This is a genomic window from Ruegeria sp. BE10 (assembly GCF_056538905.1).
This window is the reverse complement of sequence record NZ_JBQFTX010000010.1, coordinates 102979-117652: the sequence shown is the minus strand read 5'-3', so window position 1 is coordinate 117652 and position 14674 is coordinate 102979. Positions and strand designations below refer to the sequence as shown.

The 14674-nt window shown below is 54.9% G+C and carries 13 protein-coding genes and 1 pseudogene; 4 read left to right on the top strand and 10 right to left on the bottom strand.

Annotated elements, in window-relative coordinates; all coding sequences use genetic code 11:
• Nucleotides 1-94: 94 nt before the first annotated feature.
• The 5 genes from ACR0M2_RS18825 to ugpB form a co-directional block, all read right to left on the bottom strand.
• Entirely contained in the window at nucleotides 95-1042 is a 948-nt protein-coding gene (locus ACR0M2_RS18825; protein WP_170362663.1) for a glycerophosphodiester phosphodiesterase family protein, read from the bottom strand.
• Complete coding sequence (ugpC, locus tag ACR0M2_RS18820; protein ID WP_170413330.1) at nucleotides 1042-2097, bottom strand: sn-glycerol-3-phosphate ABC transporter ATP-binding protein UgpC; 1056 nt, start codon at nucleotides 2095-2097, stop codon at nucleotides 1042-1044. The genes ACR0M2_RS18825 and ugpC overlap by 1 nt, the downstream gene beginning before the upstream one ends.
• 3 nt (nucleotides 2098-2100) lie before the next feature.
• The gene (ugpE, locus tag ACR0M2_RS18815) at nucleotides 2101-2937 is read right to left on the bottom strand and encodes a sn-glycerol-3-phosphate ABC transporter permease UgpE (protein ID WP_170395270.1); all 837 of its coding nucleotides are present in this window, start codon (nucleotides 2935-2937) and stop codon (nucleotides 2101-2103) included.
• A gap of 20 nt (nucleotides 2938-2957) precedes the next feature.
• Complete coding sequence (ugpA, locus tag ACR0M2_RS18810; protein WP_155150415.1) at nucleotides 2958-3839, bottom strand: sn-glycerol-3-phosphate ABC transporter permease UgpA; 882 nt, start codon at nucleotides 3837-3839, stop codon at nucleotides 2958-2960.
• 61 nt (nucleotides 3840-3900) lie between these two features.
• Nucleotides 3901-5211: a sn-glycerol-3-phosphate ABC transporter substrate-binding protein UgpB gene (gene ugpB / locus ACR0M2_RS18805; protein WP_425082337.1), complete on the bottom strand. Its 1311-nt coding sequence runs from the start codon at nucleotides 5209-5211 to the stop codon at nucleotides 3901-3903.
• Between the two features lie 180 nt (nucleotides 5212-5391).
• Here ugpB and ACR0M2_RS18800 point away from each other — a divergent pair, with 180 nt between their 5' ends.
• Nucleotides 5392-6306: a LysR substrate-binding domain-containing protein gene (locus ACR0M2_RS18800; RefSeq protein ID WP_480706554.1), complete on the top strand. Its 915-nt coding sequence runs from the start codon at nucleotides 5392-5394 to the stop codon at nucleotides 6304-6306.
• Between the two features lie 409 nt (nucleotides 6307-6715).
• On the opposite strand, the gene ACR0M2_RS18795 is transcribed toward ACR0M2_RS18800, so the two are convergent.
• Nucleotides 6716-7717, bottom strand: a complete 1002-nt coding sequence (locus tag ACR0M2_RS18795; protein ID WP_480706552.1) for a hypothetical protein — start codon at nucleotides 7715-7717, stop codon at nucleotides 6716-6718.
• Nucleotides 7718-8143: 426 nt separating this feature from the next.
• A complete protein-coding gene (locus ACR0M2_RS18790) occupies nucleotides 8144-8356 on the bottom strand; it encodes a hypothetical protein (RefSeq protein WP_480706550.1) in 213 nt (70 codons plus the stop codon).
• Between the two features lie 220 nt (nucleotides 8357-8576).
• Here ACR0M2_RS18790 and ACR0M2_RS18785 point away from each other — a divergent pair.
• The 3 genes and pseudogenes from ACR0M2_RS18785 to ACR0M2_RS18775 all read left to right on the top strand — a co-directional run.
• A pseudogene (locus ACR0M2_RS18785) lies at nucleotides 8577-8795 on the top strand (DDE-type integrase/transposase/recombinase); the annotation flags it as partial.
• A gap of 72 nt (nucleotides 8796-8867) precedes the next feature.
• A complete protein-coding gene (locus tag ACR0M2_RS18780) occupies nucleotides 8868-9065 on the top strand; it encodes a hypothetical protein (RefSeq protein ID WP_480706548.1) in 198 nt (65 codons plus the stop codon).
• A 159-nt stretch (nucleotides 9066-9224) separates the two neighbouring features.
• On the top strand, nucleotides 9225-12011 hold the full coding sequence (locus ACR0M2_RS18775; protein WP_170351220.1) for a bifunctional aconitate hydratase 2/2-methylisocitrate dehydratase: 2787 nt from the start codon (nucleotides 9225-9227) through the stop codon (nucleotides 12009-12011).
• Nucleotides 12012-12162: 151 nt separating this feature from the next.
• Here the strand turns inward: ACR0M2_RS18775 and ubiV are convergent, their stop codons facing one another.
• The 3 genes from ubiV to ubiT are packed head-to-tail and all read right to left on the bottom strand — an operon-like array spanning nucleotide 12163 to nucleotide 14583.
• Nucleotides 12163-13059: a ubiquinone anaerobic biosynthesis protein UbiV gene (gene ubiV / locus ACR0M2_RS18770; protein WP_480706546.1), complete on the bottom strand. Its 897-nt coding sequence runs from the start codon at nucleotides 13057-13059 to the stop codon at nucleotides 12163-12165.
• Between the two features lie 4 nt (nucleotides 13060-13063).
• Nucleotides 13064-14041 carry a ubiquinone anaerobic biosynthesis protein UbiU gene (gene ubiU, locus ACR0M2_RS18765; RefSeq protein WP_480706662.1) on the bottom strand — a complete coding sequence of 326 codons (978 nt, stop codon included), beginning with the start codon at nucleotides 14039-14041 and terminating at the stop codon, nucleotides 13064-13066.
• The gene (ubiT, locus tag ACR0M2_RS18760; protein WP_480706544.1) at nucleotides 14041-14583 is read right to left on the bottom strand and encodes a ubiquinone anaerobic biosynthesis accessory factor UbiT; all 543 of its coding nucleotides are present in this window, start codon (nucleotides 14581-14583) and stop codon (nucleotides 14041-14043) included. Before ubiT ends, ubiU begins: the two co-directional genes overlap by 1 nt.
• Nucleotides 14584-14674: the final 91 nt, after the last annotated feature.

Genomic DNA, 14674 nt, shown 5'->3' with positions numbered 1-14674 from the left:
CCCTACACAGGAGGTTGAAGTGAAGATGTGACCAACCCTTTCCGATTGCGACTGGAAGAAACATAAAAAACGTCACGAATTAGCAATGCAGTATTCACTGGTTGTCGATATGCCAACCCATGCCTAAATCCGACAGATGCCTTTGAACCCGCCCAGGGTAATCAGATACGATTGCATCCACGCGCAGGTCGATCATCCTGTCTATTTCCTCGTGCTCATTGACCGTCCAAACGGCAACACATAGGCCCAGATCTTTTGCGCGCGCCACATTTTCAGCCGTTACATCCGCGTAGTACGGGCACCAAAGCGAACCGCCAGCTTGCTTAACCAAATCGGGAATTTCATCACAACGACCACGAAAGTCAGGGCAAACCGCTTTCGAGGAATCCTCCCCAACATCATCCGCGTTATCTGGAAGCTGTGTAAGGTAAGAAGACGGCATATCAGGAGCTTTTCGCTGACATTCCTCCAGAAGGTTCCAGTCAAAACTGTGCAGTACCGCGCGCGACGAAAGACCTTTGCCGCGAACTTCCTGTAGAACTCGCCCGACAAAGTTCTCCCTATGAAGCGGATCATCGGCCACGTCAGGATCCGACTTCAGTTCGAGCATCAGATAGGCATCGCCGTATTTTGGTTCACTTACCAAATCTAGCAAGTCCATCAGCCTTGGGACTCGAACGCCTTCCAATTGGGCTTGGTCTGGAAAGCGTTGGCCATAGGCAGAATGCCCGTCTAACCGTCCAATATCGAATTGCTGAATCTTTTCGAAAGTCAGTGACGAAACCTTGGGTTCCTCCCCGGTCAGAAAAAGGCCATCTGCGCCGCGAAAGCTCGGGGCGTGCAGACGATGATTATGGGTTATGACCGGCACGTCATCCGCCGTCAGGACAACATCAAACTCAAGAAGCGGGACACCGATAGACAGCGAGAAATCAAAACCAATCATGCTGTTTTCGGGCAAAACGCCTCTTGCCCCTCGATGGCCCACGATCCGGATCAGGTTTTCGCCACCACGGAAGGCTTCGACTTGAGGAAACGTCATTAACCGCCCAGCCTTTCACCGGTTGATTGGTCAAACAGATGCATGTGCTCTGGAGCGACCGAGAACCGCATGTTCGGATGCCGGCCTTCGATCGGATGGACTCCCGGAAGGCTTATCGTGATCGCTCCGCCGACTCTCGCTAGTTGACCGTGCAACAAAGTGTTGGCCCCCAACGGTTCTGCCATCTGAATCGCAGATTCTAGCGGACCATTATCATCCAACAGCAGATGCTCTGGGCGTATCCCCAGCTTCAGCGCGGTATCAGGACCTGCAGATCGGCCGACCGCAATTTCACCGATCTTGATCGTCCCGTTTTCACGCTGGGCGTCAAACACATTCATCGCAGGGCTGCCAATGAACTGTGCCGCGAACAGAGTTCTCGGTGTTTCGTAGACCTCTAACGGCGTTCCAATCTGCTCGGCGATGCCACCATTCATCACGATCATCCTGTCGGCCATCGTCATGGCCTCGACCTGATCGTGGGTCACATAGAGCGCCGTGATCCCCAGCTTTTCCTGGAGTTCGCGAATTTCTAGACGCATCTGAACCCGCAGCTTGGCATCTAGGTTCGAAAGCGGCTCATCAAACAGGAAAACTGCCGGCTCGCGGACAATGGCCCGACCCATCGCCACCCTTTGACGCTGACCGCCTGATAGCTGTCTGGGCTTGCGGTCCAGCAAAGGTTCCAACTGCAACAGCTTTGCTGCCTCGGTCACTTTTTGATCGATTTGATCTTTGGGCAACCCGGCGATCTTCAGCCCGTAACCCATGTTCTGACGTACCGACATATGCGGATAAAGCGCATAGTTCTGGAACACCATGGCGATGTCGCGATCCATCGGCTCTTTCTCGTTGGCCCGTTCTTCGCCAATTCGAACTTCACCGTCCGTCACGGTTTCAAGGCCCGCAACCATGCGCAGAAGTGTGGACTTTCCACATCCTGATGGGCCAACGATCACGATGAACTCACCATCCGCAATGTCGATATCGATGCCATGGATGACGTCCGTCGGGCCAAAGCTCTTTTTGACGTTCTCAAGGGTTACTGTTGCCATTTCTTACTTCTCGCTATCGACAAGGCCGCGGACAAAGAGCTTTTGCATCGACACCACCACGATGACTGGCGGGATCATCGCCAGAATGGATGTGGCCATGATGACAGGCCATTCGGCCACATCATCGCCAGAAGGGAACATCTGTTTGATACCCATCACAATGGTGTTCATTTCAGGGTCGGTGGTTATCAAAAGCGGCCAGAGATATTGGTTCCACCCATAGATGAACAGGATCACGAACAACGCTGCGATATTGGTCCGGCTCATCGGCACCACGATATCGATGAAGAACCGCATCGGCCGGGCCCCGTCCACGCGGGCGGCTTCGGCCAGTTCATCCGGGATCGTCAGAAAGAACTGCCGGAAAAGAAATGTTGCCGTGGCCGAAGCGATAAGAGGGAAGATCAAACCGTAATAGCTGTTGAGCATACCGAACCCGGCAACAACTTCGAACGTTGGAACGATACGCACCTCGACCGGTAGCATAAGCGTCAGGAAGATCAGCCAAAAGAATGTCGTCCGCCCGGGAAAACGGAAATAGACAATCGCAAAGGCTGACAGCAGCGAGATGACTATTTTGCCAACGGCAATCCCGATGGCCATCACCAAACTGTTGAACAGCATCGTTGCAACCGGGACATTCACGCCGGAAAACAGCGCGGCCTTGTAGTTTTCCCAGAACTGATCACCCGGCACCAACGGCATGGGCGGTGTCACGATTTCCGGTTGGGTTACGGTCGACGCGACAAAGGCCAGCCAGATCGGGAAAAAGATGATCAACACCCCGAGGATCATCATGGCATGGGTCAGCCAGATGCCCATCCCGCGTTTTTCGACCATTCCGTGTTGTTGGGCTGCCATCAGTAGTGCACCCTTTTTTCCACGTATTTGAATTGGATGACCGTCAGCAGGCCGACGACGATCAGCAGGATGACCGATTGCGCCGAAGACGAACCCAGATCCTGTCCCACGAACCCATCCGAGAAGACCTTGTAGACCAGAATGGTTGTTGCCTGTTGTGGTCCACCACCGGTAATCGTGTGGATAACGCCGAAGGTTTCAAAGAAGGCGTAGACAACATTAACCACCAGCAGGAAGAACGCGGTGGGTGACAAGAGCGGCAGCACTATGGTGAAGAACCGGCGCCAGAAACGCGCGCCGTCGATCGCAGCGGCCTCAATCACGGACCTTGGAACTGACTGCAATGCCGCGAAGAAAAACAGGAAGTTATAGCTGATGCGCCCCCAGGCCGAGGCGACAACAACCAGCCCCATGGCCTCGGTTCCGTTCAGGACATGGTTCCAGTCATAGCCGAGTTGGCCGAGGTACCACGAGACGACGCCGACGCGTGTGTTGAACATGAACAGCCACAGCACGCCTGCAACAGCGGGGGCAACGGCGTAGGGCCAGATCAGTAGCGTCCGGTAAACGCCCGATCCTTTGATCAGGCGGTCCGCGATGACCGCCAGAAACAACGCCGGGATCATCGAGCAGAGAGTGACAAGCGTTGAAAACACCGCTGTCGTCACGAAAGAGGCTCGGTAGAATTTATCGCTCAGCAGGAATTCAAAGTTACCGAGACCCACGAATTGGGACGACAGCCCAAAGGGGTCAGGTATGAATAGAGATTGCCAAACAGCCTGCCCCGCCGGATAGAAAAAAAATACAGCGGAAATGATGACTTGCGGGGCGATTAGCGCCAATGGCAACAGCCAGCCGCGAAAGGTGACGCGTTTTTCCATCCCGATAATCCACCGAATATAGAAAATGCGGGCCCGAAACAGGCCCGCATCGAGTTACGACTTATTGATTGGCGGATTCGAACCGGCGCAGCAGAGCGTCACCTCGCTCTTTCGCGCTGTCCATCGCTTCCTGAGCGGTTTTCTCGCCGGACCAAACGGCCTCAAGCTCTTCGTCGATGATGCCGCGAATCTGATCAAACGATCCCAAACGCAGACCTTTCGAATTTGCGGTGGGCTCTTTCGCCGTCATCTGGATCACAGCGATATCGGTTCCCGGGTTTTCGTCGTAAAAGCCTGCGGCACGCGTGGCTTCACCTGCTTCGGCCGTGATCGGAAGATAACCGGTGTTCTGGTGCCACGCCGCCTGAACGTCCGAAGACGACAGGAAGCTGAGGAATTCGCCGACGCCTTTGTATTCCTCGGCGTCATGACCTTCCATCACCCAAAGGGACGCACCGCCGATAATCGTGTTCTGCGGCTCGCTTGTGACGCCTTCCCAATAGGGCAGCGGGCGAACATCGAATTCGAACTCGGCTTCGGAGCTGATGCCAGCGTAACCGGCCGAACTTTCGGTAAACAATGCGCATTCGCCAGCCCGGAAGTTTGCACCACCTTCATTTCTGCGTCCGGTATAGATGAACTTGCCATCCTTGGCCCAGTCACCCATTGCTGTCAGGTGTGCGACCTGCGCCGCACCGTTCAGCATCAGCTCGGTATCCAGACCGGCAAAACCGTTGTCCTGCGATGCGAACGGAACGTCGTGATAGGCCGACAGGTTCTCGAGGTGAATCCAGCTTTGCCATGCAGTCACCAGCGGGCAGTCCTCGCCGCCAGCCTTAAGCTGCTCAAGTACATCGCCAACCTTTTCCCAGGTCGATAGATCTGTGTCCGGATCAACACCCGCCGCTTCGAAGGCATCGCGATTGACCCACAGAACCGGGGTGGACGAGTTGAAAGGCAGTGAGAGCATTTCTCCGTCCGTTGTAGTATAGTACCCTTTGACAGCGCCAATGTACGCGTCAGGATCAAACGACGCGCCGCTTTCAGCCATCACTTCATAGACGGGTTTGATCGCACCTTCGGCTGACATCATCGTTGCCGTGCCCACTTCGAAAACCATTAGAATGTGGGGCTGCTCACCGGCGCGGAAAGCCGCAATACCCGCGTTCAGAGTTTCCGAGTAATTGCCTTTGTGGCTTTCGACCACGACGAACTCATCCTGGCCGGCGTTGAACTCTTCAACCTGCGCTTTAACAAGCTCACCCAGTCGGCCGGTGAAGGCGTGCCAGAACTGAACTTCAGTTTGGGCCATCGCCGCCACGGGGGACAACGCAGTAGTTACGGCGAGAGCGCCGAGAAATTGCTTATTCATGATTCCTCCCATGCATCAGTGTTGATGCTTCGTTGAATACCGACCGCAACGCGTAATCAGCACACATGACGATTTCACGACGTTAACGTTACAAATCTATAATTCAAGCATTTAATTTTTGAGAAAAACATAACATTACATTATAAAGCAGCTAAGCAAACAACGAACCAGGATCAAAGTATGAGTCAAACTTTGAGGATCCGCCAATTGGAGGCGCTCATGGCAGTTTCCACAAACGGATCGGTCACTGCTGCAGCTACGGATCTTGGGATAAGCCAACCTGCGGTCAGCCGACTGCTTTCCGATCTGGAAAAATCGCTTGGCTTTCAACTTTTTGATCGCAGGGAAGGTCGCTTGGTGCCTTCGCAGGAGGTGCGTTATCTGCAACCCAGCGTAGAGCGCGTTTTGGAATTGATGAAGCAGATCTCGGACGTTAGTCAAGACATAACCCAACGCAAAGCGGGACACATCCGCATCGCATGTTTGCCCGGGTTCGCCACCAGTCACCTGCCCAACGTCATCGCCACGTTTTTACAAGATCGGCCAGGTGTAACCATGACGATCGAACCTGACAGACCGGAACGCATTCTCGAGTGGATGATCGGTGAGCAATATGATTTCGGAATCACAGATAACTTTAACGGGCATCCGGCCGTCGAAAGCAGAGACATCGATGTCCGTACAGTTTGCGTGTTTCCAACCGGACATGAATTGGAACACCTCTCCGAGGTGACACCTACGGATCTTGCAACCGCCAAGATTATTCACACACGGCGCGACAGCAATTTTTTTGGACAGCTTTCAAAAGCCTTTCAAAGCGCCAACGTCAAACTGAATTCCCACATCGAAGTCAGGCAGTTCACGGCGGCATGTGAATTGGCTGTAAAAGGTGTTGGGATTTCCGTGGTCAGCGAGTTGGACGCCGTCCAATATGCAGACAAGGGATTGAGCTACCGACCGTTCCAACCGCTCTTGTCACATACGCTTTCCCTTGTGCGTCCTATTTTGAAGCAACCGTCACTGGTGACGCTAGAGTTCATCGAGCAGTTCCAAGAGAGCCTAGCCCCGTTCAAGGCAGGTAAACTCCATCACTGATTGTAGGGCGGTAAACGCTAACGTTCGCTGCCTACAGGCCGAACATTTTCTATCTTCATAGCTTGAAACCAATTCTTGAGCATTTGGAATAGCCCTAAGATCGACCTCGCCTTATTAGTCAAAGTGGTGAAAGACCGAGTAGTTTTGCTGTTGAGCTTGGATAATTTAGCTCCTAATCCTAGGACACTCTAGCGCCCGCTTCGTCCCGCATTTGGTGAGTTCATAACGCTCTGTATATTGCCCGTGCAGCGAACGGCAGTAATGTGGGCTGCAAACGCAGCTTCGAACATAGTGCTCAAGGTCGGCAATGGGCCGACTATACCGGTCCGCTCATAGGCGATTGCGGAAGACACAGCAATGAAGCGGATATCAGATCGATCCCCCCAAGAAGAGGTCGGATAGTAAGATGCTAACCCAATTGAGGCGTGTTCTTTCTAGGCGCGCGAGAGAGCTTTAACCCTAGCAGTGCAATCAAGACGTATGGCCAGATGAAGAGAGCGATCTGTCCTATTGTGGAAGCTGATCGCTCTTTCTCCTTCTCAATTTCGTCGGTAATTTCTCGGCTTTTGGACCGAACATCGTCGATTTTTTGATTGAGGACGGTTTGTGCCTCTTCAAGGGCAGTGATGTGCTCTGCCATAGAAAATTCGCCGCTAAAGACCGCAGACGCTGTTCCTATTGTCACGCTGTACCCGCCGAGCCGTACCAAACGTTGGGATATTCCACTCTCTTTCAGCACGGTTTGCTCGATATCGCCGAACCTTGTCGCTATCGGATAGTTTTCGACAAAAATAGCCCGCTCTTGTTCGATTCTCGTTCTTGCTGCAGAGCACATTTGTTGAGCAAATACGCGCTCCATTTCTTTTTGATGGTCATCAATGATTGCATCAACACCAGATGGCTCATCTAGGCCGAAGTCGGTAGCCCCAAAGTCAAAGCCGCTTCCAATTAAGCATGCGTCCAGTTCTGCTGCGTTCATCTCGATTTGAAGCGAACGAAACTCGGCAATTTCACGACTAATCTCGCGAACTGATTGCTCTTCGTTCTCTCGGATGAATCGGGCTGCGCCCGTTCCATTTTCGACATCGATCTCAAGCCGATCCACGGTCGACTGAGAGTCCTCTAGCTGAGATCTTAGTTCGGCCAGGTCTCGATACCCGAGAAACTCTGTGCGCTCCACTGACTGCGCGTAGAAATAGAGACAAGCTCCCAACATAGCCGATGTGTAGTAAGTTCGGTCGACGGCTTCTCCGTTCAGAGGGTTGGTTTTCGAGATCGTGAGAGAAGCCACAAAAACTAAAACGGCAACAATCACTAACGTAGTTGGGCTTCCCCCAAATAACGCGGTAAGTAGCGCGCCCATAACAAGAATTACTGTTACAAAAGCAATGCAATTTCGATAGTGAATCACGAAATTTCCTTGCTTAAAGCTTTTTCTCAGAACGAATTCGTGTGGTCTTTACCTGCGTGGTATTCGCGATGCTATTTTGACGGGAATGTGCGACTGTGTCATCGTCTGAAACTGGCGATAGCCTCGCGAAAACGACTGCAAAGTCCGCTGTGAGCCCGCAGTCTAGAGTTTCGCGACCACCAATTTCGAGCATATAGAGCGAAGGTCGGCAATGTGGGTTGCTGGCGCAGCATTGAGCAACACCACTAAACGGTAGCTAAGGACCGCCTTGTTGGTACGGATGGTTTTCCACGAGTCAGATAGTGCGGTGCATCCGAGGTCTGGAAAGAGCACAATCTACCGGATGCTGCGCCTCGAACGAATGTCCGCTCAAAAGCAATGAACGATACCAACGCTCATGACCTGCCTAATGAAAGTTAAGGTCGATTAACTCGCAGATTTGGCGTGCTCAGCTGCCGTATCGGCGAAGACTCCAGCGAAGTCCGTTGCTTCGTGTTCCGTCTGACCGCCACTTTTCAGGAAGGCCTTGATAATCATTTGAGTCTTTTCTTCAGCCACCCGCTCAAGGAAATAGCGCAACTCGATTGAGGCACCCGCTGCTTCGTCACGGATCGACGCATTCACAATGTCCTTGTACATGGTCAAATCGTGCAGGTCTCTGGCTCGAAGAGTATTCAGGATGCCTTCAAGATACAGTTCTGTCGCAAACTTTGTTCCACCTGTCAGACTGAGTGTCGTTTTGGTAGCGCATGCTCAGATAAGACAGGAGCAGACCGTGACCATCTCATTCAAAGGTGCGCACTTTCCGAAAGACGTGATCTTGTACGCTGTTTTCTTCTATCTCCGATACGGCGTGTATCCGATACCGATCGAGATGGTGAGGCAGAAGTATCTCAACAACATCATTGAACAAGAACATCGATTCATCAAACGTCGGATCAGGCCCATGGTGGGTTTCAAGTCTTTCGATTCAGCTGCATCTGCCCTGGCTGGCACCGAGCTGGGCAACATGATCCGCAAAGGTCAATTCACACCCGGACTCTCCCTGTTTCAGCAGTTTGTTCAACTGGTAAGATAATCAACCCGCCTGCGTTGCCTTATCGTCCTTCAAAGGAATTTGCGACAGAACCGTTTCGGGGAACGGGGGTTTGTGCTGGCCTCACTCGCGCCACTGTCGGGGCGAGGTTTGGATGTGCCGGATGGGCTGAGTTATCAGACACCCGATGTCTGGCAGGCCGTACAGGTGTTTGGTGCCGATATGGACCGCGTTGCGGCCAAGCCCAACACGCTGCAGACCCATGTGCTGGCGGGGTACTACTTAGACGGGTGGAACTATTGGTTCCGCTGAACTGCGGCCCATACCGGACTTTGTGATCGCATTTTTCAGATGGTCACTTGAAGTCTTAGAAAAATTAGTATACCGCCGCATACAATTCGATACCGGCAGTGGTCAGCCCGCTGAAAACCCGGTAGGCACCCACACGAAACGCTAACAGCCGGAACAGCCATGAGCCTTTATACAGATTACCTCAGCGAGATCGAAACCCGCAAAGGACAAGGGCTGCATCCTAAGCCCATCGACGACGGCGCATTGGTGAAAGAGATCGTCGCCCACATCAAGGATGTGGCAAGCGAACACCGGGACGGGGCGCTGAACTTTTTCATCTATAACACGCTGCCTGGTACAACCAGCGCTGCCGGTGAAAAGGCCAAATTCCTGAAAGAGATTATTCTGGGCGAAGCTGAGGTCGAAGAGATCTCGGTTCCTTTCGCGTTTGAGCTGCTGTCGCACATGAAAGGTGGTCCTTCGGTTGAGGTTCTGCTGGACCTGGCACTGGGTTCGGATGCCTCGATTGCGGATCAGGCCGCCGAGGTGCTGAAATCGCAGGTCTTCTTGTACGACGCCGATACAGACCGTCTCAAGGCGGCCTATGAAGCTGGAAATATTATCGCGAAGGACGTTCTGGAGAGCTATGCCAAAGCAGAGTTCTTTACCAAGTTGCCAGAGATCGACGAAGAAATCGAAGTCGTAACCTATGTCGCGGCCGAGGGTGACATCTCGACCGACTTGTTGTCGCCGGGCAATCAGGCGCATTCGCGGGCTGACCGGGAGTTGCACGGCAAGTGCTTTATCTCGGATAAGGCGCAGCAGGAGGTCGAAGCACTGAAGCTGCAGCACCCCGACAAGCGTGTCATGCTGATCGCGGAAAAAGGCACCATGGGTGTGGGCTCGTCCCGGATGTCGGGCGTGAACAACGTGGCGCTGTGGACCGGTAAGCAGGCCAGCCCCTACGTGCCATTCGTCAATTTCGCGCCGATCGTTGCGGGTACCAACGGCATTTCACCGATTTTTCTGACCACCGTGGGCGTGACCGGCGGTATCGGTCTGGACCTGAAAAACTGGGTCAAGAAGGTGGATGAAGACGGCAACGCGATCCTGAACAATGACGGCAACCCGATCCTTGAAGAGAAGTACTCGGTCGCAACCGGCACGGTTCTGAAGATCAACACCAAAACGCAAAAGCTTCTGAGTGAAGATGGCGAAGAACTGGTTGACGTGCCTTCGTCCTTCACTCCGCAAAAAGTAGAGTTCATGAAGGCCGGCGGATCCTACGCCATCGTCTTCGGCAAGAAACTGCAGGCACTTGCGGCCGAGACGCTGGGTGTTGAGGCACCTTTGGTGTTTGCACCGTCGAAAGAAGTCAGCCACGAAGGTCAGGGCCTGACCGCGGTCGAGAAAATCTTTAACAAGAATGCCGTGGGCTCAACCCCAGGCAAGACCCTGCACGCCGGTTCGGACGTACGTGTGAAGGTCAACATCGTCGGTTCGCAGGACACCACCGGCCTGATGACCATGCAAGAACTTGAGGCGATGGCCGCCACCGTCGTGGCACCCAGCGTTGATGGAGCCTATCAGTCGGGTTGCCATACCGCGTCGGTCTGGGATGCCAAAGCTCAGGCAAATACGCCTCGTCTGATGAAGTTCATGAACGACTTCGGCCTTGTCACTGGTCGTGACCCGAAAGGGGTCTATCACTCTATGACGGACGTAATCCACAAGGTGCTGAACGATATCACCGTGGATGACTGGTCGGTGATCATTGGCGGCGACAGCCATACCCGGATGTCCAAAGGCGTGGCCTTTGGTGCCGACTCGGGCACTGTGGCACTGGCGCTGGCCACCGGCGAAGCCTCGATGCCGGTTCCGGAATCGGTCAAGGTGACCTTCAAGGGTAAGATGGCTGAGCATATGGATTTCCGCGACGTGGTGCATGCCACCCAGGCGCAGATGCTGGAACAGCATGGCGACAACGTGTTCCAGGGCCGCGTGATCGAAGTGCATATCGGTACGCTGTTGGCAGACCAGGCCTTCACCTTCACCGACTGGACGGCCGAGATGAAGGCCAAGGCTTCGGTCTGTATCTCGAATGACGAGACCCTGATCGGTTCGCTGGAACTGGCCAAGTCGCGCATCCAGATCATGATCGACAAGGGTATGGAGCATGAAAACGGGATGCTGCAAAAGCTGATCGACATCGCTGATGCACGCATTGCCGAGATCAAGTCGGGTGAAAAGCCTGCTCTGACACCCGATGACAACGCGAAATACTTTGCTGAGGTTGTTGTCGATCTGGATCAGATCGTCGAGCCGATGATCGCCGACCCGGACGTCAACAATGCCGACGTGTCAAAGCGTTACACGCACGATACGATCCGTCCGATCTCGTATTACAATGCCGAAAAACATGTTGATCTGGGCTTTGTCGGATCGTGCATGGTGCATAAGGGTGACATCAAGATTGTCGCCCAGATGTTGAAAAACCTGGAAAAGGAAACCGGTAAGGTCGAATTCAAGGCTCCGCTGGTGGTTGCGGCACCGACTTACAACATCATCGACGAGTTGAAGGAAGAAGGCGACTGGGAAGTGCTCGAGAAATACTCGGGCTTCGAATTCGACGACCTGTTCCCGAAACAGAAGGCGCGCACCGAGTACGAAAATATTCTCTATCTTGAGCGCCCCGGCTGTAACCTGTGCATGGGCAACCAAGAAAAAGCCGCTAAGGGTGATACCGTTCTTGCCACGTCGACCCGCCTGTTCCAGGGCCGCGTCGTGGCAGATGCACCGGACAAAAAAGGCGAGAGCTTGCTGGCATCGACCCCGGTTGTTGTCCTCTCAGCGATTTTGGGCCGGACGCCGAAGATCGAAGAGTACAAATCCGCCGTGGAAGGCATCGACCTGACAAAGTTCGCACCGCCCGTCGCGCCGGAAGGGACCAAGTCGGCCCATTTCTAAGTTCTGCACGGCCGGTTCACCTGTCGCAGGTTGGGCCGGCCCGCTTCTTTACCAGATATGACGTCCGGGATGCTCGGCTAGCTTAGGGCGGCCGTGCGCTCAGGAACAATGTCGTGCAATCCGGGCCAAGCAATAGAAGTGTTGCACAGAATCAGGAAGTGCCTGACCAGTCCGCCCCGCAAGCGCCGGTCAAGAATCCATCGCTTAGGCGCAGGGCGGGGTCCTCCGTCGTGATCGCTTTTGCAACACCGCCTTGGGGCAAGGTCTGATCCAGACGCTGGCGGTACAGTATACAAAGTTTCGCAAACCCCTTGGATTGTGGCGACAGACGCAAGGCTGACACTCCGACCCAGCGCAATTGGTCAATTTGATGGTCGGTGCAGGCATAGCTGTCGGATAAGGTCTGTACCCCGTTCATTGCCATGAAGGGCCTGCCGTCGCCGGTCAGAACCTCGAGCCCGTCGGGGTCGTCTTCGCAAGCGAATTGGCAGTTGTCCTTGGTGCGCCCATGTAGGCGAGCGTGATAGCAGCGGCCAGAGATGGCAAGCGGTAACCGGCCGTGACCCCAGACCTCGATCGCGATATCCAGGTCATTGGCAACCCGCGTCAATGCCTCAACTGATGCCAGGGGCAATTCCGGCGGCAGACAGACTCGATTTGCGCCACGGGCCGCCAGCCAGTTCAGCGTGCCTTCATTGTAGACATTCACCAGCGGTCCTACCGTGAACGCGCAGCCCTTGGGCAGATGGGCCAGGGCGGTCAAATCATTGACCTCGACCGTCACACCCATTTCGGCCAGTTCGGCGGTCAGTTTGCGTTCGCGTTTCAGCGTGATCAGCGCAAGACTGGTGAGGGAAACCTGTTTCCCGGCCTCGATCAACGCGGCAATCGCATCGGGGATACGGTCCTGGTAGAAGGGCAGGCGTTTGGAACAGACCAGCTCGCCGATCACCACACGATCGACCGGAGACTGGGTCAGGTCCTGATAAAATCCGGTCCAGAAATCGGCGGGCCAGAAGAACTGGCTGGGCCCGACTGTCAGTTCCATCGCGTTATCTCCATGTTTTCTTGTAGGCGCCGGTTGTCATGGCCTGCCCCTCGGACAGGCGGGCCAGCATGCCCTCGGGCATCGGGCGCCCGGCCTCAAGCGCATCCACCGCCGCGCGGAAATTGCGCACCACTTGCGCGACATAGGATTTCGACCGTTGCCGCCCTTCGATCTTCAGCGCCGTAACGCCCGCTTTTTGCAATTGCGGGATCAACTGCTCGGCGTTCAGGCTGACAGGATCTTCGAACAGATGTCCGGTTTGGGATCCTGCGGTGAAACATCCCTTGCACAGGGTGGGGTAGGGGGCCGGTTCCCCCTTATCGACCCGGTGGATTAGATAACCGCCCAGACGCGCATCCAGAACGCCCTGATCTTCTGAGTAATCCACATGGCTGGCGGGTGAGCAGACACCGTTCATGTTTGGTGACAACCCGGTGGCATAGGAAGAGAGCGAACAGCGCCCTTCGGCCATCACGCACAGGCCGCCGAAGACGAACACCTCAGTCTCAACCTCGGTTTCGGCATTGATGGCGGCAATCTCGGGCACGGACAGAACGCGTGGCAGGACCACACGTTTGACGCCAAACGTGTCTGCATAGAAATTGATTACATCGGCATTGGCAGCGGCGGCCTGCACAGACAGGTGCCGTCGCAATCCAGGGTGGGTGCGGGCGGTGTGGTCCAGCAGTCCAAGATCGGCAAGGATCACCGCGTCTGCGCCGCAAGTTTTGGCATCTGCTACGGCGCTGTGCCAGATCGCCTCATCCCCTGCGCGCGGGAAAGTATTGATGGCAACCAGCACTTTTGAGCTGTGTTGATGGGCGAAACTTACAGCATCGCGCATTTCGCTGCGATTGAAGTTGAGGCCCGGAAAGTTTCGGGCGTTGGTTTCATCGTTGAAACCGCAATAGACCGTATGTGCCCCCGCCTTAACGGCGGCCCGCAAGGCGGCGGGCGTTCCTGCCGGGCAGACGATTTCCATCACCATATTACTGCGTCCTCGGGTCGGGTCAGGCAGAGGCCGGTTTGACGCTCGGCCAGGGCAATCAGCTGCTGTATCGGACGCGCGAATGGCCCGGTAAGTCTGGCCGCTTCCTGCGCCAGGTCCAGTTCGGCATCGTCCACGGCATTGCGCAGGGCGAGGGCGGCGCCGGTATCGCCCTCAACCACCAGATCGCGCGAGAAAAACAGCGCATCGCCATCAAAGGCCCCGTGTACCAGACCAAGCAAGGCCGCAAGCGGACCCGAGATCCGGGCCACTCCTTTCCCCCGACCGCGAGTCAGGGTCACCTTTGGTCGACCATCGTTGGGATTGAGACACAGAACAATCGGCAGGTCGACCGGGTCGAGTACAAAATCGGTCTGCCTGTATTCGCCGAGGCGCTGAAACAGGCCGGGTGAGGTGCGGGCGATCTTGCGCGAAAAAACCGTCAGCGACAGGGACAGGGGTGCAAGCGGTACCAGTCGAAGCGCCGCCGCCAGAGGGGCGGGGCAGTGCGGTATTGTTATGTGAGGATCGGACAAACTGACCTCCGGCGGTTTAGCAGGTCCTGCTGTCGTAGGCGGGTGCAGGTGCCCGTTAATTGACTGTTGTCAATTCTGCGCGACAAAATCG